The sequence below is a fragment of the Rhizobium phaseoli genome (assembly GCF_001664385.1).
GTDB lineage: Bacteria > Pseudomonadota > Alphaproteobacteria > Rhizobiales > Rhizobiaceae > Rhizobium > Rhizobium phaseoli.
Genome location: NZ_CP013532.1, coordinates 2,357,003 through 2,374,860, shown reverse-complemented (window position 1 = coordinate 2,374,860; position 17,858 = coordinate 2,357,003). Strand labels below are relative to the sequence as shown.

Genomic DNA, 17,858 nt, shown 5'->3' with positions numbered 1-17,858 from the left:
AGATGAAGCCGATGGGCTTTGCAGTGATGAGCATGACGGAAGGGGCCGCGGCCCGCGTCAAAGCGATCGTCGAAAATTCCGGTCCGGAAGCCAAGGGCGTTCGCGTCGGCATCAAGAAGGGCGGCTGCGCCGGGATGGAATATACCATCGATCTGGTGACCGAGCCCAATGCCAAGGACGACCTGATCGAGCGCGATGGCGCCAGGGTCTGGGTCGAGCCGTCAGCCGTGCTCTATCTGCTCGGCACCGAAATGGGCTTCGAGCAGACGACGCTACGCTCCGGCTTCACCTTCACCAACCCGAACCAGACATCGGCCTGCGGCTGCGGCGAATCCGTCGAATTGAAGCCCGCCGATCTCGCGGCCCTTGCCGCGCAGCGCCAGAGCGAGCCGGCGCATTCCTAACCCGGCAGGCTGGCTAGAAATTTCCGCCGATCATTCCGGATGAATCCGGTTCGATTCCACTCAAGTCGTTTCATTTTTATGGATGAGTGAAACGAGGTGCCGCACCGCATGCTGCGTCCTGCTCAGCGGAACCTGTCTGAAAAAACGACTGTGAATGGGATCGTGTGTCGATGTCCAGGAAAGAGACCACGCGGCAGCCGTAGGGATTGTTCCCTGCCAGTCGAATACCAAGATTGGTGGAAAATAACGGATCCGGGTTCCAATATTCGTGGCGTCCGGTGCTGAGGAGGTCATTCCGTTCGACGAAGAATGTCGCTCTCAGTAGCTTTTCCTCCTCCGTGGAAATTGGTTCCGCTCCCTGAGCGAGTTCGAGTTTGCACGAACGTCTTGATTTGCCACCATCTGGTGGGTACTCGGCTTCCACGACAACGAAACGAGATCCTGGAACCTCCCAGCGTTGTTCTGCCATTTTGTATCCATGTAGAAGTGGAAAGGGTACCCCCGGAGCAGTTATGGGGGGCACCGTTCTCACGCTACGCCCAAGGTCGCGTAATCCTGTCGCGTCAAAGTCTTTGCCGGTCTCCACGGCGATCCGACAGCGTGTGAACAGATCACGCCAAACACCGGAAAGGTCTTCGTTAGCGCCAGCGCTGGTTATCAGGGCTAAATTCAGAAGGATTGATAGGGTAATGCGGCGCAAGCGGAATTCTTTCCTGAGATGGTGCAGGGCGGCTGATTTCGTGATGGCCGAGTCAGTAGGCAAATGGACAGAGGACCGATCCGAAAATTTATAACAATAACTTCGAGAATCGCGCTCAGTCGCGTTTAATGCTCATCAGCATTTCCCACATGTCGGCGCCGGTCTCGAAGACAGCGGCGTTTGCCTTGTAGGCCTGTTCGGCTTCGATCATCTCGGTCAGTTCGGTGGCCGGATCGACGTCCGACGTCGTCGGTTCGACGATGGCCTGCACGCCCGGTTCAGTGGAGGTGAGGCTGGTGTTCAGCCTGGCGTAACCCGGCGTGCTGCTGTTGGCGACATTGTTGGCGATCGCGCCGATCCGGGTCATCTGCGCCCGCATTCCCGAAAGAGCAATGTTGGTAATGCCCGATATGCTCATCAGCCGTTTCCCCAGAACTGGATGATCGTCTTTTACCTGCAAGGATTTAGGGAATGCTGAAGGCGTTGCGTTAGCGAAGAGCTATAGCCGGCGCGGCCTGCCGCTCCAGCTGTTCCGGATTGGCACGGATCCGGTTTCGCTATCGCGACGCCACCCAATCGTGCCAGTCGCTTTCGCTGCCGTTGAAGACGTTTAGGTCGATCTTGCCGTCGACGCCGTCGGAGAGGCCGGAGCCGGAATATTGCCAGAACAGCCACTTGCGGCCCGGATAGACCTTCGACGGGTGGGCGGCGACCGAGCGCAGCCAGAAGGGATAGTCGAGCATCTGGCCCTTCAAATTGTCGCGGTAGAAATCCGGTGCCGTGTAGATGATCGGGCGCTGGCCATAATAGCGCTCCAGCTTGTCCATGAAGACCTGCATCTTCTCCCGGACGCGGGCCGGGGAAATGCGCCGCTTGCAGCTCGATTCGCCGTTCCATTCGACGTCAATCACCGGCGGAAGCGCGTTTGCTTCTCTCGGCACGTTGCGGATGAACCAGTCGGCCTGTTCACCGGCCGTGCGACACCAGTAGAAGAAATGGTAGGCGCCGTGTTTCAGGCCGGCTTCCTTGGCCCGGCGCCAGTTCTTCCTGAACATCGGATCGAGATGATCGCCGCCGTCGGTCGCCTTGATGTAGACGAAGTTCGCCCCCTGCTGCCGCAGAGTGTCCCAATCGATCTCGCCTTGCCAGCGCGAGACGTCGACGCCATGCACGGCAAGCTTTCGGGGTGAGGTCGAGCCGAAGTTGATCGGCTTGGCGTCGCGGAAACGGTGGCTATAAATTCGCGAGCGTGTCGGTGATTTCGGACCTGCCTCCGGGTCGATCCCCGGATTGGCAGGCATCAACATCGCAACCGGCCTTTCCGTCGGCATCGGCATGCCAACCGGTCTTTCCGCCGGTACCAGCGCTTGAGGTTCCGGAACCGGTCCCGTCCAGCTCAATGCTTCCTGCGGCGGGCTTGCCTGCGGGGCGGCGTCGCCAACGGCGGCGGTCGGTATCGGACCGGTCGGCTTCGCGATGGCATTGGTGGTTTCCTTCGACGGCACAGGGGTGAGCACGTCTTCGGCGCCCGAGCTCGTGGAGCATCCCGACAGGATCACGGCGGCGAGGAGAATTGCTGATACAGCCGATGAGCGCATAAGAACCTGCACGCAAAACCAAGATCGACGGCGACGTTTCCGGTAGGGAAAACTGCCCATTTTGAATTGCTAACAGAGACTTGCTAAGAAAGGTTAAATTTGAATCCAATGCCGTGAAAGGGGGCCGAGTTCATTCCGCCGCTCGCCGCCTATGCAAGGCCCCGCGTGCAAGCCCTCCAGAACGGTGCCGGAGGGCTTGCAGATTGCTGTTACTCCGCTGCCTCGGCGTAGCTTTCGACCGGCGGGCAGGTGCAGATCAGGTTGCGGTCGCCATAGACGTTGTCGACGCGGTTGACCGGCGACCAGTATTTGTCGACCCGGAAGGCGCCGGGCGGGAAGCAGGCCTGTTCCCGGCTGTAGGGCCGATCCCATTCGCCGACAAGATCTTCCACCGTGTGCGGGGCGTTCTTCAGCGGGTTGTTGACCTTGTCCATCCGGCCGTCCTCGATGGCGCGGGCTTCCTCGCGGATCGCCAGCATCGCCTCGCAGAAGCGGTCGAGCTCGGCCTTGGTCTCGCTTTCCGTCGGCTCGATCATCAGCGTGCCTGATACCGGCCAGCTCATGGTCGGCGCATGGAAGCCGCAGTCGATCAGCCGCTTGGCGACGTCGTCGACTGTGACGCCTGAACTGTCGACCAGCGGCCGCGTGTCGATGATGCATTCATGCGCCACACGGCCGGTCTTCGACTTGTAGAGCACGTCATAGGCGCCCTTCAGCCGGGCGGCGATATAGTTGGCGTTGAGGATCGCCACCTTGGTCGACTGCGTCAGGCCTTCGCCGCCCATCATCAGGCAATAGCTCCAGGAGATCGGCAGGATCGAAGCCGAGCCGAAGGCAGCGGCCGACACCGCGCCCGGACGGCCGTCGGTCTCGGGATGGCCGGGCAGGTGGGGCGCCAGATGCGCCTTGACGCCGATCGGACCCATGCCGGGACCGCCGCCGCCGTGCGGGATGCAGAAGGTCTTGTGCAGGTTGAGATGGGACACGTCGGAGCCGATGTCACCAGGGCGGGACAGGCCGACCATGGCGTTCATGTTGGCGCCGTCAAGATAGACCTGGCCGCCGTGCTTGTGCACCAGCTCGCAGATCTCCTTGACCGTCTCCTCGAACACACCGTGCGTCGAAGGGTAGGTGATCATGCAACAGGAAAGATTTGCCGCATGCTCCTCGGCCTTGGCGCGGAAATCCTCCATGTCGATGTCGCCATTCTCGCGCACCTTGACGACGACCACCTTCATGCCGACCATCTGGGCCGAGGCCGGGTTGGTGCCGTGCGCGGAGGTCGGGATCAGGCAGACGTCACGATGGCCCTCGCCATTGGCGATGTGGTAGTTGCGGATCGTCAGCAGGCCGGCATATTCGCCTTGCGCGCCGGAATTCGGCTGCATCGAGAAGGCGTCGTAGCCGGTGACGGCGCAGAGCTTTTCCGTCAGGTCGTCGAGCATCTCGCGATAGCCGAGCGCCTGGTCGGCCGGCACGAAGGGATGGATGTCGGAAAATTCCGGCCAGGTGATCGGCAGCATTTCCGCCGTCGCATTGAGCTTCATCGTGCAGGAGCCGAGCGGGATCATGGCGCGGTCGAGCGCCAGATCCCGGTCGGAGAGCCGCCGGATATAGCGGGTCATCTCGCTCTCGGCCCGATTCATGTGGAAGATCGGATGGGCGAGATAATCGGTCGTCCGGAGCAGGCCCTTCGGCAGCCGATAAGACGGCTCGAAATCGGCGATCGTGAAATTGCCGCCGAAGGCACGCCAGACGGCTTCGAGGGTCGCGGGTCGGGTGCGCTCGTCGAGGCTCATGCCGATCTTCGTCTCGCCGACCTTGCGCAGATTGACGCCCTCGGCGACGGCGGCGCGCAGGATGAGGCCCTGCATGTGGCCGACATCGACGGTGATCGTGTCGAAGAAGCTTTCGGGCTCCACCTTGTAGCCGAGCTTTTCCAGGCCCTTGGCCATCAGCACGGCCTTCTGGTGCACCTGCTGGGCGATCGCCTTGATGCCATCGGGCCCGTGGAAGACCGCATACATCGAGGCCATGACGGCGAGCAGCACCTGGGCGGTGCAGATGTTCGACGTCGCCTTCTCGCGGCGGATATGCTGTTCGCGGGTCTGCAGCGACAGGCGGTAGGCGCGGTTGCCGCGGGCATCGACGGAAACGCCGACAAGGCGACCGGGCATGGAGCGCTTGATGGCATCCTTGACCGCCATGTAGGCCGCATGCGGACCGCCGTAGCCGACTGGAACGCCGAAGCGCTGCGAGGAGCCGACGGCGATGTCGGCGCCCATTTCGCCGGGCGATTTCAGCAGCGTCAGCGCCAGGATATCGGCTGCGACCACTGATATGGCGCCGGCCTGGTGCAGGCGGGCGATCAGGCCGGTGAAATCATGCACGTGGCCATGGGTGCCGGGATACTGGAAGATCGCGCCGAAGACGTCGACGGGATCGAGATCGGTGAACGGATTGCCGACGATGACGCTCCAGCCGAGCGGTTCGGCACGGGTGCGGATCAGGGCAATGGTCTGCGGATGGCAGTCGGCATCGACGAAGAAGGCCTTGGCCTTCGACTTGGAGACCCGCTCGGCCATCGCCATGCCTTCGGCAGCGGCGGTCGCCTCGTCGAGCAGCGAGGCGTTGGCGACATCGAGACCGGTCAAGTCGCAGACCATCGTCTGGTAATTCAGGAGCGCTTCCAGACGGCCCTGGCTGATCTCCGGCTGGTAAGGCGTGTAAGCCGTGTACCAGGCGGGATTCTCCAGGATATTGCGCTGGATGACCGGCGGCGTGATCGTGCCGTAGTAGCCCTGGCCGATCAGCGAGACCAGCACCTTGTTCTTGTTGGCGGTCTCGCGCAGCTTGTCGAGCGCCTCGCGCTCGGTCATCGGCGCGCCCCAGACGAGCGGCGCTTTCTGGCGGATGGTGGGCGGCAGCGTTGCGTCGATCAACCCGTCGAGGCTGTTAAAACCGATCACCTTCAGCATGTCGGTCATCTCGGCCGGCGACGGGCCGATATGGCGGCGATTGGCGAAATCGTAGGGCTGGTAATCGGTGAACTGGAATTCGGTCGGCGTCGTCATTACGCGGTGAGCTCCTTGTAGGCGGCCTCATCGAGCAGGCCGTCGGCATCGGCGCGATTCTTGAGCTTCAGCTTGAAGAACCAGCCGGCGCCTTGCGGATCGGAATTGATGAGCGAGGGATCGGCGACGATCGCGTCGTTGACAGCGGTGATCTCGCCGTCAAGTGGACAATAGACTTCGGAGGCTGCCTTGACGGATTCGACGGTCGCCGCATCGTCGTTCTTCGAAAAGCTCTTGCCGACTTCCGGCAGTTCGACGAAGACGAGATCGCCCAGCTGTTCGACGGCGTAGGTGGTGATGCCGACGGTTGCGACATCGCCGTCGAGTTCAAGCCATTCATGTTCAGCGGTAAATTTCAGCATGGAAAAATCCTTTCGGAAACAGAGTTTCAGCGTTTGTAGGTCGGCGCAACGAAGGGCAGGGCGGAGACGGTGACCGGCAGGAACTTGCCGCGCACCTCGGCATAAACCTGCGTGCCGGCCACGGCATGAGAGACCGGAACGTAGCCCATGGCGACGGGTCCTTCGACGCTGGGGCCGAAGCCGCCCGAGGTGACTTCGCCGATTTCGGTCCGGCCCTCGGCATCGGCATAGAGCCTGGCATGGCCGCGCACCGGCGCCTTGCCTTCCGGCTTCAGGCCGACACGGCGGCGGGCGGCGCCGTTTTCGAGTTCGGAGAGAATGCGGCCGGAGCCGGGAAAACCGCCGGCGCGGGCGCCGCCGGCCCGCCGCGCCTTCTGCATCGCCCATTCGAGCGCTGCCTCGACCGGCGAGGTGGACGCGTCGATATCGTTGCCATAGAGGCAGAGGCCGGCTTCCAGGCGCAGCGAATCGCGGGCGCCGAGGCCGATTGCCTGAACGTCGGGATGTTCGAGCAACCGCATGGTGACATCCTCGGCCTTATCTGATGGAATCGAGATTTCAAAGCCGTCCTCGCCGCTATAGCCCGAGCGCGAGACGAGACAGGAAACGTCGTGCAGGCGGCAGTGGCGCACGTCCATGAACTTCATTGCCGCGACATCGGCCCAGAGTTCGGCGAGAACCTCGACGGCGCGCGGCCCCTGCAGCGCGATCAAAGCGCGGTTCAGCAGCGTGATGTCGCACTGGTCACCGATATGGGCCTGCAGATGGGCGAGGTCGGCCTCCTTGCAGGAAGCGTTGACGACGACGAAAAGGTGGTCGTCGAGATGGGTGATCATCAGATCGTCGAGAATGCCGCCGGTGTCGTCGGTGAAGAAACCGTAGCGCTGGCGACCTTCGGGAAGGCCGAGGATGTCGACAGGCACCAGGCTTTCGAGCGCCAGCGCCGCATCCGCATAGCTGCCCGACTTCGCCTTCACGATGACCTGGCCCATATGGGAGACGTCGAAGAGGCCGGCTTCGGTGCGGGTATGTAGATGTTCCTTCATCACGCCGGCGGGATATTGTACCGGCATGTCGTAACCCGCGAACGGCACCATGCGGGCGCCGAGCGAAAGATGCAGGGCATGCAGCGGGGTTTTCTTCAGGGCAGCAGTATCGTCCAAACGACGCCTCCGGGGTTTGCGCCTTGTTGCGAAGGCGCGGGCTCAAATCTGAAGGCGCGGCTGCGCGCTTCTCTCCTGAGCCCCCTCTGTCCTTGACGCCTGAGATTGTTATCCCTTCGGCGAGCGTTTCGAGAACGCTTCTCTCCAGAGTTCCGTCTGCCCCTTGCTGGTCCTTTGGCCTGAGAGTTTCCGGGGCGGTTGCTCCTTCGGCACCGGTGACGAATGCACCGGATTCTCCCAACAGGGTTGGTCGCAATTATCCGGCGAGCGTGGCGCTTGGCAAGGCCAAATGTCGTGACCGGACAAATTTTTGTCGCCATAGTCAGGTCCGGCCCCCGGCTGCGGCAAATCTGCTTTTGCAATCCAAGAGGAAACCGGCTATCGCGACATGCTGTTGAAGGGGATCCCATGCGGCAGAACGGACTGAAAGCAACGCTCTTTTTGCGCATGTTTTGCGCCTTGAGCCTGCTTTTGCTCGGCTTTGCCCACCAGGCGCCGCAGGCTGTCGCTTCCGACGGTTATGATGCGGCTGCCTATGTGCTGCCCGACGGCAGCTTTGCCTCGCTCTGCGTTACCGTGAGAGACACCGGCGACAAGACTGTTGCCTTCAAGCCGAATTGCGAAGCCTGCCGACTGTCAGCCTCGGTGATCCTGCCGACGCCGGATGCGGGTTCATGGCTCGAGCGCAAGCTCGCCTCGCTCATCAATCCCCCGATCGAGACCTCAGCCGTTGCCGGCGTCAGCGCCGTCAGCCGACCGAACTCCCGCGCCCCTCCGGTCCTCATCTGATCTGCCTTTGCAACCGATGATGAAGCATGCCGGTCCGCCCAACAGAAATTTTCGGCCGGCGAGGAGATATCCGATGAAGACCATCAAGACATTTGGCAAGGCATTCCCGCTTGCCGTCCTTCTTTCTGCAACCGCCTTTGCCGACGCCGAGGCGCATGTGAGCTTCCTCGACAAGGAGGCGAGCCAGGAAAGCACGATTCTCGCCACGCTGCAGGTGCCGCATGGCTGCGACGGCAAGGCGACCACTGAGGTGCGGGTCAAGCTGCCGGAAGGCTTCGTCTTCGCCAAGCCGCAGCCGAAGGCCGGCTGGGAACTCGAAGTGATCAAAGGCGACTACCAGAAGACCTATGACAATCACGGCGACAAGGTGAAGACGGGCGCGGTCGAGATTCGTTGGAAGAACGGCAATCTCTCCGACGACTTCTACGACACCTTCGTCATCCAGGGTAAGGTGTCGGGGGTTGAAGCCGGCACCTCGCTCGCCTTCCCGGTGACCCAGATGTGCGGCGATGCGGTCACCGCCTGGGATCAGGTGGCGAAGGACGGCGGCGACCCACATGGGATGAAAAGCCCGGCGCCGCTCCTGAAAGTCGTCGCGGGGGATAGCCATGGTCACGACCACGACAAGGCCGGCATGGATATGGCCGGTATGGGCATGACCGGCAAAGCCGGCATGGACATGACCGGTAAGCCCGGCATGGACATGACCGGCATGGGCGCTGCGGCGCCGGCCGGCGAAACGGTCAAGGCCGGAGACCTCGAAATCTCCGGCGGCTTCGCCAAGGCGATGCTGCCCGGCCAGCCGGTCGGCGGCGGCTTCTTCACGGTGAAGAACAGCGGCCAGACGGACGATCGCCTGCTGTCGGTAACCTCGCCGGTATCAGGTGAAGTTCAGATCCATGCGATGGAAACGAAGGACAATGTCATGCGGATGCGACAGCTGAAGGATGGCGTCGCCATCGCCGCCGGCGAAACCGTCAAGCTCGAGCCCGGCAACCTGCATCTGATGTTCCAGAAGGTGAAAACGCCGTTCAAGCAGGGCGATACCGTTCCCGTGACCCTTATCTTCGAGAAGGCCGGCAAGGTCGACCTTGTGCTGCAGGTGCTTTCGGCCCAGAGCAAGTGACAGCGCAGTCCATGAGCCCGCGGCCGTGGCTGCGGGCTCATGACAAGGTCTGGCTTCGTTCGGAAAGTGGCTGTGTCAGACGTCCTCGTAGGATTGCAGCGCCTGCCTGAGGCCGGTCTGCGGCTGGCGGTTGCCTTTGGTCATCAGGTCGAGCGCCACTTCCGTCGATTGAATGATGCTGGAGGGCTCCTCGGCTTCATCAAGGTTTTCGGCCTTCAATTGCCGGTCGGCAATGCGCTTTGCATCACGCGCCGCCGTGCTCGTTGCCACACGCTGCGGGATCCTCAGCGATTCGAAGGCAACGGCGGCGGTGTTGGCCGATATGGACAGGAGCTGCGTCATGCCGTCACGGTATCGGCATGATCTTGGCGCTATCGTAAGAAAATCATTGGCATTTTACCGACTGGCAGGATTTCGTGCGACTCGATTGGAGTTGATCCCGAATTGCGGTAAATCCGGTCTATGATTCAGGCTTTCCTTGTCGCCCTCGGCGGCGCGATCGGTTCCGTCCTCAGATATTACGTCGGCCAATGGGCGCTGAGGCTCATGGGGCCCGCCTTTCCCTGGGGCACGCTCGCCGTCAATGTGGTCGGCTGCTTCGTCATCGGCGTCTTCGCCGAGCTGATCGCGCGCAGGTTCAACGCCTCAATGGAGCTGCGCCTCTTGCTGATTACCGGCTTTCTCGGCGGCTTCACCACTTTCTCGGCCTTCTCGCTGGATGCGATCTCCCTGTTCGAGCGCGGCGAGGCCATCACCGGCGGGATCTACATCGCTGCAAGTGTCGGGCTTTCGATGGCGGCGGTCATATCAGGGCTCGCCGTCATGCGCGCTTTGGCCTGATTTCGATTCCGGTTTCCGTTTTGTGTGAAAATGCTCTAAAGGCTGCGGCAAGAACGCCGGCTCGGCCCGTGCGGCAATTTCCGAAAGATCGAGTATGGCTGGCATAGAACATATCAAGGTTGAACCCGACGAAGCCGGCATGCGGCTCGATCGCTGGTTCAAGGTGCATTTTCCGGGGCTCGGCTTCGGTCCGCTGCAGAAGCTGTTGCGCTCCGGCCAGGTGCGCGTCGACGGCGGCCGTGTCAAATCGGATGCGCGCGTGCAGCCCGGCCAGACGGTGCGCGTGCCGCCGCTCGATGTCGATGCGAAGCTGAAATCGGGACCGATCGCCGGCAAGGATCTCAAGCATTCCAGCGATTTCGACCTCCTGTCGCGCATGGTGCTGCATGAGGACGAAAAGGTGATCGTGCTCAACAAGCCGCCCGGTATTGCGGTGCAGGGCGGCTCCGGCGTGGCCCGGCACATCGACCAGATGCTCGAAGCCTGGACCAGCCCGAAGGGCGAAAAGCCGCGGCTCGTTCACCGCCTCGACCGCGACACCTCGGGCGTTCTCGTCATCGCTCGCACCCGCGGCGCCGCACAGAAGCTGACCGCCGCCTTCCGCGAGCGCGACACCAAGAAAACCTATTGGGCGTTGGTCAAGGGCGTGCCGCGCAAGCACGAGGATAAGATCTCGACCTGGCTCGTCAAGGAAGCGACGGCCGATGGCGACCGCATGCGCATCGCTAAACACGGCGAAGACGGCGCCGACCATGCGATTTCCTTCTACCGCGTGCTGGAGACGGCGGCGCAGAATCTCGCATGGCTTGAAATGGAGCCGTATACCGGCCGTACCCACCAGCTGCGTGTGCATGCCCTGCATATCGGTCATCCGATCATCGGCGATCCGAAATATTTCGACGACGATCCGAATTGGGATTTTCCGGGCGGGATCCAGAAGAAGCTGCACCTGCACGCGCGCCACATTGACATCCCGCATCCATCCGGCGGCCGCCTGCGCGTCAGCGCGCCGCTGCCGCCGCATATGGTGCAGACCTGGAACCTGCTCGGTCTCGACCTTGCCGGCGCTGAAAGGGACAGCGAATGAAACTCGCTCTTTTCGATTGCGACGGCACGCTGGTCGACAGCGCCGGGCTGATCCATGAAACCATGCGACGGACTTTCGACAAATTCGGCAAGCCGGAACCTCGGTTCGAGGACACCAAGGCCATTATCGGCCTGTCGCTCGATATAGCGATCGCCCGGATGCAAGGCAGACCACATGTCGAGCAGCAGGACATCGACATGACGGCGCATTACAAATCGCTGTTTACCGTCGTGCGCCAGGATCTCGACTACAGAGAGCCGCTGTTTCCCGGCATTCGCGAGATGATCGATGCGATCAGCGGCCGCGAGGACCTGCTGATCGGAGCGGTGACGGGAAAATCCCGGCGCGGACTGAATCTGGTGATGGAGACGCACGGTTTCGACCAGCATTTTGTCGTTGCCCGCACCGCCGACGATTGCCCGTCGAAACCGCACCCGGCCATGGTGACGGAATGCTGCGACGAAACCGGCATGAATGCGCGCGACGCCATTGTCATTGGCGACGCGGTTTACGATATGCAGATGGCAAAGGCTGCCGGCGCCAAGGCGATCGGCGTTGCCTGGGGCTATGCCAGCGTGGATGAACTGATCGCCAATGGCGCCGATGCGATCGCCTATCATCCAAACGAGATATTGCGCCATTTTTCCTGAGGTGATGCCATGCGCGATCTGCTGAACGATCTTTCCGAAGGCCTGAGCCATCCTGATCCCATCCGCCGCGCGCAGATCCAGATGAAGAAGCCGCTGCCTAAGCGCTTCTATGCCGAGGTCGCCGTCGCCGAACACGAGGGTGGTTTTGCGATCACCCTCGACGGCAAGATGGTCCGCACGCCGGCGCGGCAGGTCCTCGCCGTGCCGACCGAGGCGCTCGCGCAGCTTGTCGCCGCCGAATGGCGGGCCCAGGGTGAGGAGATCGATCCCGTCACCATGCCGGCGACGCGGCTGGTCAATACCGCGCTCGACGGGGTGGCGACCAATGCGCAGGCGATCTTCGAAGACATTCTGCGTTTTTCCTCGAGCGACCTTCTCTGCTACCGCGCAGACGGGCCCGAACTGCTGGTCGAGCGCCAGCGGCAGCGCTGGGATCCGGTGATCGACTGGGCGGCAAATGATCTGGGCGCCCGCTTCATCCTCATTGAAGGGGTGATGCACCATGAGCAGCCGCGCGAGGCGACTGCAGCCTTTGCCGTTACGCTGGCGCGGCATCAGAGCCCGATGGCGCTCGCTGCTCTCCACACCATCACCACGCTGACCGGCTCGGCAATCCTGGCGCTCGCCTTCGCCGAGGGCCGGCTGACCGTCGAAGAGGTGTGGTCGCTTGCCCATCTCGACGAGGACTGGACGATCGAGCACTGGGGACGCGACGAGGAGGCTGAGGAGCGCCGCGCCAAGCGCTTTGTCGAGTTCAAGGCGGCAGCGGATGTTTTTTTCGCCCTAAGCGACTGAAACATATTGCCTTCCCGGACATTATGACGAAATCTGCGACTCCAACGGGGTGGTGCGGGATTTTGCGATGAATTGGCTGAGGTCGTGTTTTTGCCGGGCCGCACTCGTCTGTATTACGCTCACGGCCTGCGCCAGCCTTTTTGGCCCGAAGCCTGCGACGCCGCTCTACGATGTGCGCAGCGCCGTCGTTCTCTCCGGCCCGAACATGCCGGCCGAGCTGCTCTCCGGCATCAACGACCGCGTCAATGCCGCCATCAATGCCACCGTGCGTGATACCGTGCTGCCGCGGGTTGTGCTGACGATCCGCGTGATATCAATCCAGAAAGGCCTCGGCTTCCAGAAGGATCGCAACGTCGCCAAGATCAGCGTCGACGCGGCTTCGGTGGAGGATGGGTCGGTGATCGCCGTCAGCGCCTTCGACGTGACCAGCATGGCCGCCGATCCCAAGCTTGCCGACGAAATCATCGCCGAAGACGTGGCAGCCAGGATTCGATCGGTTTTCTCGCTCAGCGGACGTAGCCGCTAGCCTACGCAGCGGCAAAGGAGATCGCATGAAGGAAATTCTTGAAGAACTGGAACGCCGCCGCGGCGTCGCCCGCCTTGGCGGCGGCAAGGCGCGTATCGAGGCCCAGCACAAGCGCGGCAAGCTGACCGCGCGCGAGCGCATCGACCTCTTCCTCGACGAAGGCTCCTTCGAGGAGTTCGACATGTTCGTCGAACATCGCTCGACCGATTTCGGCATGGACAAGAGCCGAATCGCCGGCGACGGCGTCGTCACCGGCTGGGGCACGGTCAACGGCCGCACCGTCTTCGTCTTCGCCAAGGACTTCACCGTCTTCGGCGGCTCGCTTTCGGAAGCGCATGCCGAGAAGATCATGAAGGTGCAGGACATGGCGCTGAAGAACCGCGCGCCGATCGTCGGCATCTATGATGCCGGCGGCGCCCGCATCCAGGAAGGTGTGGCGGCCCTCGGCGGTTACGCCGAGGTGTTCCAGCGCAACGTGCTCGCTTCCGGCGTCATCCCGCAGATTTCGGTGATCATGGGTCCTTGCGCCGGCGGCGACGTCTATTCGCCTGCCATGACCGATTTCATCTTCATGGTGCGCGATACCTCCTACATGTTCGTCACCGGGCCCGACGTGGTGAAAACGGTGACCAACGAGACGGTAACCGCTGAGGAGCTCGGCGGCGCGAAGGTGCATACGACGCGCTCGTCGATTGCTGACGGCGCTTATGACAATGATGTCGAAACGCTGCTGCAGGTGCGCCGGCTGATCGATTTCCTGCCGCTGTCGAACACCGCGCCGCTGCCCGAGATCGAATGTTACCAGTCGGTGACGGAGACCGACGCCTCGCTCGATACGCTGGTGCCGGCGAGCGCCAACAAACCTTACGACATCAAGGAACTGATCCGGAAGGTGGCGGACGAGGGGGATTTCTTCGAGATCCAGGCGAGTTTTGCCGGAAACATCGTCTGCGGCTTTGGCCGCGTCGAAGGTTCCACCGTCGGTTTCGTCGCCAACCAGCCGATGGTGCTGGCCGGCGTGCTCGACAGCGACGCCTCGCGCAAGGCCGCCCGCTTCGTGCGCTTCTGCGACTGCTTCAACATCCCGATCGTCACCTTCGTCGACGTGCCGGGCTTCCTGCCGGGTACCGCACAGGAATATGGCGGGCTCATCAAGCATGGCGCCAAGCTGCTCTTTGCCTATGCGGAGGCGACGGTGCCGAAGCTCACCGTTATCACCCGCAAGGCTTTCGGCGGCGCTTATGACGTGATGGCGTCGAAGCATCTGCGCGGCGACTTGAACTATGCCTGGCCGACGGCGCAGATCGCCGTGATGGGCGCCAAGGGCGCGGTCGAGATCATCTTCCGCAAGGATATCGCCGATCCAGAAAAGATCGCCGAACATACGAAAATGTACGAGGACCGGTTTCTTTCACCCTTTGTCGCCGCCGAGCGCGGTTATGTCGATGAGGTGATCATGCCGCATTCGACCCGGCGGCGGCTGGCGCGCGGCCTGAAGATGCTGCGCAACAAGGACCTCGCCAACCCCTGGAAGAAACACGACAACATCCCGCTCTAAGATTTTTTTATCGAATAAAGTCGCGCGGCCGGGTGTTTATCCGCTGTCGAAAAAGTGAACGGCCGTCAGCGATCCGTGTGTTCAATCCTTGCCGGGGACAAGCTAACGCTCGGCTGCATTGTTTTAAATGGAGAGGTTTAATGTCAACTTTCGAGCGTCTTTCCGCCTATCGCCCCTATGGGCTGGCCGCTCTCAGAATTATAACCGCGCTGCTGTTCATCGAACACGGCACGATGAAGCTTTTCGGCTTTCCCGCTTCGCAGATGTCCGGCTCGCTGCCGCCGCTGATGCTGTTTGCGGCTCTTCTCGAGCTTGTCGGCGGCATCCTCATTCTCGTCGGCCTGCTGACCCGCCCCGTCGCCTTCCTGCTCGCCGGCGAAATGGCGGTCGCCTATTTCATGGCGCATGCCCCGAACAGCTTCTTCCCGGCCGTCAACCAGGGCGACGCTGCAATCCTGTTCTGCTTCGTCTTCCTCTACCTGTTCTTCTCCGGTCCCGGCGCCTTTGCCGTCGATAACCGCAAGACGGCCTGAGCAGACATAGCTGCGGGGCGTTCTAATGCCCCGCAGCAATTTCCTGGTCAGGCGGTCAGCTTGAGACCGGCGATGCCGCCGACGATCAGGAGGATACAGGCAAGACGGGAGACACTTGCCTCATCGCCGAGCAACCAGACGCCGAGCAGCACGGTGCCGACCGTGCCGATGCCGGTCCAGACCGCATAGGCGGTGCCGATCGGCAGATATTTCACCGCCAAGCCGAGCAGCACGACGCTGACCACCATGAATATGACAGTCAGCGCCGTCGGCAACGGCCGCGTGAAACCGTCGGTATATTTAAGGCCGATTGCCCAACCACATTCGAAAAGACCGGCAAGAAAAAGCAGAAACCAGGCCATGCGACTCTCCTGTTCAAGAGCGAGGCCGTCCCCGCGACGTTGCATCCTCAGGACGCCGCAGTCGTCTGCGATCGTGTCTATATGCGTGAGGGGACGGCCGTGTTCAAGGTAGGAATCAGCATGGCCGCCATGCCACCCGTTTCATGCGAGCGTGATCAGGGCTTCCCGCCAGCCTCGGCCGAAAGGCTCTTGGCGCGGCGGCAGAGCCGGTCGAAGGTTTCGAGGAAACGTGAACGGTCTTTCGGGCTGAAGGCGGCGTTATAGCCCTTGCTCTCGCCAGTTTCGCGCAGATGCGCGCCGAGATCGCGCATGGCGCTGGCCATGCCGATATTGGTTTCGTCGAAGACACGGCCCGTCGGGCCGCTGACGTAAGCGCCGGTGGCGACGCAGCGCACGGCGAGAGGCACGTCGGCAGTGACGACGACATCGCCCGGACCGGCGTGCTCGGCGATCCAGTTGTCGGCGGCATCGAAGGCGTTGGAGACGATGACGTTATGAATCATCGGATCGCGGGAAGGGCGCAGGCCGGAATTGGCGACGAAGGTAACTTCGAGGCCGTGGCGTTCGGCGACCTTCAATATTTCCGGCTTCACCGGGCAGGCGTCGGCATCGACATAGATCATGACAATATCCTTGCCGGCTGGACGGCGGGCTGGCGGACCATATCGATATGGGGAATGCCGTCTTCCAGATATTCCTGCGATGCCACGATGAAACCGAAGGCTTCGTAGAATCGGCGCAGGTGGGCCTGCGCCGACAAGGCGATGGGGTTTGCCGGGTAAAGCCGTTCGCAGGCAGAGATCGCCTCGCTCATCAATGCATCGCCCAGCCGCTTGCCGCGATGGGCGGGCGAGACGACGACGCGACCGATCTTTGACGGATCCTGTGGCTCATGCGGTTTCAAAATCCGCGCCGAAGCCAGGAGTTCGCCGCCCTCCATCAGCCGTAGATGCAGGGCATCGATATCCTTGCCGTCGAGTTCCGGATAGGGGCAGTTCTGCTCGACGACGAAGACATCAACGCGCATTTTCAAGAGGTCGTAGAGCTCGCGCGCGGGGAGCTCATCGACACTCTTGAGGTCGGCGGTGTAGGGCGTCGCAACCATCAATATACGACCACGCCGCGGATGCTCTCACCCTTGTGCATCATGTCGAAGCCCTTGTTGATGTCTTCGAGCGGCATCGTGTGGGTGATCATCGGGTCGATCTGGATCTTGCCCTGCATGTACCAGTCGACGATCTTCGGCACATCGGTGCGGCCGCGGGCGCCGCCGAAGGCGGTGCCCATCCAGTTGCGGCCGGTCACCAGCTGGAACGGCCGGGTGGAGATCTCCTGGCCGGCGCCGGCCACGCCGATGATGACTGACTTGCCCCAACCGCGGTGGGAGGCCTCCAGCGCCTGGCGCATCACCTTGGTGTTGCCGGTGCAGTCGAAGGTGTAGTCTGCGCCGCCGATCAGGTCGCCGTTGCGCTTCGTCATGTTGACGAGATAGGGCACGATGTCGTCGCCGACCTCCTTCGGATTGACGAAATGCGTCATGCCGAATTTCTCGCCCCAGGCCTTGCGGTCAGGATTGATGTCGACGCCGATGATCATGTCGGCGCCGGCAAGCCGCAGGCCCTGCAGCACGTTGAGGCCGATGCCGCCGAGACCGAAGACGATCGCCGTCGAACCGATCTCGACCTTGGCGGTGTTGATCACCGCGCCGATGCCGGTGGTCACCCCGCAGCCGATGTAGCAGATCTTGTCGAAGGGAGCGTCGGGATTGACCTTGGCCAGCGCAATCTCCGGCAGCACGGTGTAATTGGCGAAGGTCGAGCAGCCCATATAATGATGGATCTTGTCCTTGCCGATCGAAAAGCGGGAGGTGCCGTCCGGCATCACGCCTTGGCCCTGGGTCGAACGGATGGCGGTGCAGAGATTGGTCTTGCGGCTGAGGCAGGAATAACATTCGCGGCATTCCGGCGTGTAGAGTGGAATGACGTGGTCGCCCTTCTTCACCGAGGTCACACCCGGGCCGACATCGACGACGATGCCGGCACCCTCATGGCCGAGAATCGCAGGAAACAGGCCTTCCGGATCGGCGCCGGAGAGCGTGAAATCGTCGGTGTGGCAGATGCCGGTCGCCTTGACCTCGACCAGCACCTCGCCGGTCCGCGGCCCCTCCAGCTGCACGGTCATCACTTCGAGCGGTTTTCCGGCCTGAACGGCTACGGCGGCGCGAACGTCCATCTTTAGATCTCCCTGATGATTTTGTCGGTTTCCGACTGCTTATATCGGACGAAGCTTGG

Annotated in this window: 21 protein-coding genes and 1 riboswitch; of the genes, 10 read left to right on the top strand and 11 right to left on the bottom strand. The window is 62.1% G+C overall.

All coding sequences use genetic code 11. From position 1 onward, the window contains the following. The first annotated feature begins 11 nt into the window (after positions 1-11). Positions 12-404, top strand: a complete 393-nt coding sequence (gene sufA, locus AMC88_RS11545; protein WP_004675584.1) for a Fe-S cluster assembly scaffold SufA — start codon at positions 12-14, stop codon at positions 402-404. Positions 405-480: 76 nt separating this feature from the next. On the opposite strand, the gene AMC88_RS31980 is transcribed toward sufA, so the two are convergent. The 6 genes from AMC88_RS31980 to gcvT all read right to left on the bottom strand — a co-directional run bounded on the left by AMC88_RS31980 (position 481) and on the right by gcvT (position 7,301). Continuing rightward, complete coding sequence (locus AMC88_RS31980; RefSeq protein WP_080574753.1) at positions 481-1,104, bottom strand: hypothetical protein; 624 nt, start codon at positions 1,102-1,104, stop codon at positions 481-483. Between the two features lie 115 nt (positions 1,105-1,219). Then, on the bottom strand, positions 1,220-1,522 hold the full coding sequence (locus AMC88_RS11540) for a flagellar basal body rod C-terminal domain-containing protein (RefSeq protein ID WP_004675582.1): 303 nt from the start codon (positions 1,520-1,522) through the stop codon (positions 1,220-1,222). 139 nt (positions 1,523-1,661) lie between these two features. Next, positions 1,662-2,702, bottom strand: coding sequence for a glycoside hydrolase family 25 protein (locus tag AMC88_RS11535; RefSeq protein WP_064825313.1), 1,041 nt, complete (start codon positions 2,700-2,702; stop codon positions 1,662-1,664). 209 nt (positions 2,703-2,911) lie between these two features. Further along, complete coding sequence (gene gcvP / locus AMC88_RS11530; protein ID WP_064825312.1) at positions 2,912-5,776, bottom strand: aminomethyl-transferring glycine dehydrogenase; 2,865 nt, start codon at positions 5,774-5,776, stop codon at positions 2,912-2,914. Next, the gene (gene gcvH, locus AMC88_RS11525; RefSeq protein WP_010017992.1) at positions 5,776-6,138 is read right to left on the bottom strand and encodes a glycine cleavage system protein GcvH; all 363 of its coding nucleotides are present in this window, start codon (positions 6,136-6,138) and stop codon (positions 5,776-5,778) included. Before gcvH ends, gcvP begins: the two co-directional genes overlap by 1 nt. A gap of 26 nt (positions 6,139-6,164) precedes the next feature. After that, positions 6,165-7,301 carry a glycine cleavage system aminomethyltransferase GcvT gene (gene gcvT, locus AMC88_RS11520; RefSeq protein ID WP_064825311.1) on the bottom strand — a complete coding sequence of 379 codons (1,137 nt, stop codon included), beginning with the start codon at positions 7,299-7,301 and terminating at the stop codon, positions 6,165-6,167. Between the two features lie 157 nt (positions 7,302-7,458). Next, positions 7,459-7,551, bottom strand: a riboswitch (glycine riboswitch). Positions 7,552-7,709: 158 nt separating this feature from the next. On the opposite strand from gcvT, the gene AMC88_RS11515 reads away from it, so the two are divergent. Both AMC88_RS11515 and AMC88_RS11510 read left to right on the top strand, forming a co-directional pair. Then, entirely contained in the window at positions 7,710-8,090 is a 381-nt protein-coding gene (locus tag AMC88_RS11515) for a hypothetical protein (RefSeq protein ID WP_010018907.1), read from the top strand. 73 nt (positions 8,091-8,163) lie between these two features. Continuing rightward, a complete protein-coding gene (locus AMC88_RS11510; RefSeq protein WP_064825310.1) occupies positions 8,164-9,216 on the top strand; it encodes a DUF1775 domain-containing protein in 1,053 nt (350 codons plus the stop codon). Between the two features lie 75 nt (positions 9,217-9,291). Here the strand turns inward: AMC88_RS11510 and AMC88_RS11505 are convergent, their stop codons facing one another. Then, complete coding sequence (locus tag AMC88_RS11505) at positions 9,292-9,558, bottom strand: hypothetical protein (RefSeq protein ID WP_010002004.1); 267 nt, start codon at positions 9,556-9,558, stop codon at positions 9,292-9,294. Between the two features lie 120 nt (positions 9,559-9,678). On the opposite strand from AMC88_RS11505, the gene crcB reads away from it, so the two are divergent. The 7 genes from crcB (at position 9,679) to AMC88_RS11470 (ending at position 15,205) form a co-directional block, all read left to right on the top strand. Next, the gene (gene crcB, locus AMC88_RS11500) at positions 9,679-10,056 is read left to right on the top strand and encodes a fluoride efflux transporter CrcB (protein ID WP_004675568.1); all 378 of its coding nucleotides are present in this window, start codon (positions 9,679-9,681) and stop codon (positions 10,054-10,056) included. A 94-nt stretch (positions 10,057-10,150) separates the two neighbouring features. Further along, entirely contained in the window at positions 10,151-11,143 is a 993-nt protein-coding gene (locus tag AMC88_RS11495; RefSeq protein ID WP_012483948.1) for an RluA family pseudouridine synthase, read from the top strand. Then, positions 11,140-11,793: an HAD-IA family hydrolase gene (locus tag AMC88_RS11490; protein ID WP_004675562.1), complete on the top strand. Its 654-nt coding sequence runs from the start codon at positions 11,140-11,142 to the stop codon at positions 11,791-11,793. Before AMC88_RS11495 ends, AMC88_RS11490 begins: the two co-directional genes overlap by 4 nt. 9 nt (positions 11,794-11,802) lie before the next feature. Then, positions 11,803-12,588 (top strand): ATP12 family chaperone protein, encoded by a 786-nt coding sequence (locus tag AMC88_RS11485; RefSeq protein ID WP_004675560.1) that lies wholly within the window; start codon positions 11,803-11,805, stop codon positions 12,586-12,588. A 67-nt stretch (positions 12,589-12,655) separates the two neighbouring features. Next, entirely contained in the window at positions 12,656-13,114 is a 459-nt protein-coding gene (locus AMC88_RS11480; RefSeq protein ID WP_064825309.1) for a calponin homology domain-containing protein, read from the top strand. 25 nt (positions 13,115-13,139) lie between these two features. After that, positions 13,140-14,672 (top strand): acyl-CoA carboxylase subunit beta, encoded by a 1,533-nt coding sequence (locus AMC88_RS11475; RefSeq protein WP_004675556.1) that lies wholly within the window; start codon positions 13,140-13,142, stop codon positions 14,670-14,672. A gap of 140 nt (positions 14,673-14,812) precedes the next feature. Then, a complete protein-coding gene (locus AMC88_RS11470) occupies positions 14,813-15,205 on the top strand; it encodes a DoxX family protein (RefSeq protein ID WP_004675554.1) in 393 nt (130 codons plus the stop codon). A 47-nt stretch (positions 15,206-15,252) separates the two neighbouring features. On the opposite strand, the gene AMC88_RS11465 is transcribed toward AMC88_RS11470, so the two are convergent. The 4 genes from AMC88_RS11465 to AMC88_RS11450 all read right to left on the bottom strand — a co-directional run bounded on the left by AMC88_RS11465 (position 15,253) and on the right by AMC88_RS11450 (position 17,799). Continuing rightward, entirely contained in the window at positions 15,253-15,567 is a 315-nt protein-coding gene (locus AMC88_RS11465; protein WP_064825308.1) for a DMT family transporter, read from the bottom strand. 155 nt (positions 15,568-15,722) lie between these two features. Continuing rightward, positions 15,723-16,190, bottom strand: coding sequence for a YaiI/YqxD family protein (locus AMC88_RS11460; protein WP_004675551.1), 468 nt, complete (start codon positions 16,188-16,190; stop codon positions 15,723-15,725). Then, entirely contained in the window at positions 16,187-16,672 is a 486-nt protein-coding gene (locus AMC88_RS11455; protein ID WP_004675550.1) for a GNAT family N-acetyltransferase, read from the bottom strand. Before AMC88_RS11455 ends, AMC88_RS11460 begins: the two co-directional genes overlap by 4 nt. After that, entirely contained in the window at positions 16,672-17,799 is a 1,128-nt protein-coding gene (locus AMC88_RS11450) for an S-(hydroxymethyl)glutathione dehydrogenase/class III alcohol dehydrogenase (protein ID WP_064825307.1), read from the bottom strand. The genes AMC88_RS11455 and AMC88_RS11450 overlap by 1 nt, the downstream gene beginning before the upstream one ends. Between the last annotated feature and the right edge of the window lie 59 nt (positions 17,800-17,858).

Coding starts and splice junctions, on each gene's coding strand:
- sufA (WP_004675584.1), top strand. CDS start 12: ATGGGCTTTGCAGTGATGAGCATGACGGAAGGGGCCGCGGCCCGCGTC.
- AMC88_RS11540 (WP_004675582.1), bottom strand. CDS start 1,522: ATGAGCATATCGGGCATTACCAACATTGCTCTTTCGGGAATGCGGGCG.
- AMC88_RS11535 (WP_064825313.1), bottom strand. CDS start 2,702: ATGCGCTCATCGGCTGTATCAGCAATTCTCCTCGCCGCCGTGATCCTG.
- gcvP (WP_064825312.1), bottom strand. CDS start 5,776: ATGACGACGCCGACCGAATTCCAGTTCACCGATTACCAGCCCTACGAT.
- gcvH (WP_010017992.1), bottom strand. CDS start 6,138: ATGCTGAAATTTACCGCTGAACATGAATGGCTTGAACTCGACGGCGAT.
- AMC88_RS11515 (WP_010018907.1), top strand. CDS start 7,710: ATGCGGCAGAACGGACTGAAAGCAACGCTCTTTTTGCGCATGTTTTGC.
- AMC88_RS11510 (WP_064825310.1), top strand. CDS start 8,164: ATGAAGACCATCAAGACATTTGGCAAGGCATTCCCGCTTGCCGTCCTT.
- AMC88_RS11505 (WP_010002004.1), bottom strand. CDS start 9,558: ATGACGCAGCTCCTGTCCATATCGGCCAACACCGCCGCCGTTGCCTTC.
- crcB (WP_004675568.1), top strand. CDS start 9,679: ATGATTCAGGCTTTCCTTGTCGCCCTCGGCGGCGCGATCGGTTCCGTC.
- AMC88_RS11495 (WP_012483948.1), top strand. CDS start 10,151: ATGGCTGGCATAGAACATATCAAGGTTGAACCCGACGAAGCCGGCATG.
- AMC88_RS11490 (WP_004675562.1), top strand. CDS start 11,140: ATGAAACTCGCTCTTTTCGATTGCGACGGCACGCTGGTCGACAGCGCC.
- AMC88_RS11485 (WP_004675560.1), top strand. CDS start 11,803: ATGCGCGATCTGCTGAACGATCTTTCCGAAGGCCTGAGCCATCCTGAT.
- AMC88_RS11480 (WP_064825309.1), top strand. CDS start 12,656: ATGAATTGGCTGAGGTCGTGTTTTTGCCGGGCCGCACTCGTCTGTATT.
- AMC88_RS11475 (WP_004675556.1), top strand. CDS start 13,140: ATGAAGGAAATTCTTGAAGAACTGGAACGCCGCCGCGGCGTCGCCCGC.
- AMC88_RS11470 (WP_004675554.1), top strand. CDS start 14,813: ATGTCAACTTTCGAGCGTCTTTCCGCCTATCGCCCCTATGGGCTGGCC.
- AMC88_RS11465 (WP_064825308.1), bottom strand. CDS start 15,567: ATGGCCTGGTTTCTGCTTTTTCTTGCCGGTCTTTTCGAATGTGGTTGG.
- AMC88_RS11460 (WP_004675551.1), bottom strand. CDS start 16,190: ATGATCTATGTCGATGCCGACGCCTGCCCGGTGAAGCCGGAAATATTG.
- AMC88_RS11455 (WP_004675550.1), bottom strand. CDS start 16,672: ATGGTTGCGACGCCCTACACCGCCGACCTCAAGAGTGTCGATGAGCTC.
- AMC88_RS11450 (WP_064825307.1), bottom strand. CDS start 17,799: ATGGACGTTCGCGCCGCCGTAGCCGTTCAGGCCGGAAAACCGCTCGAA.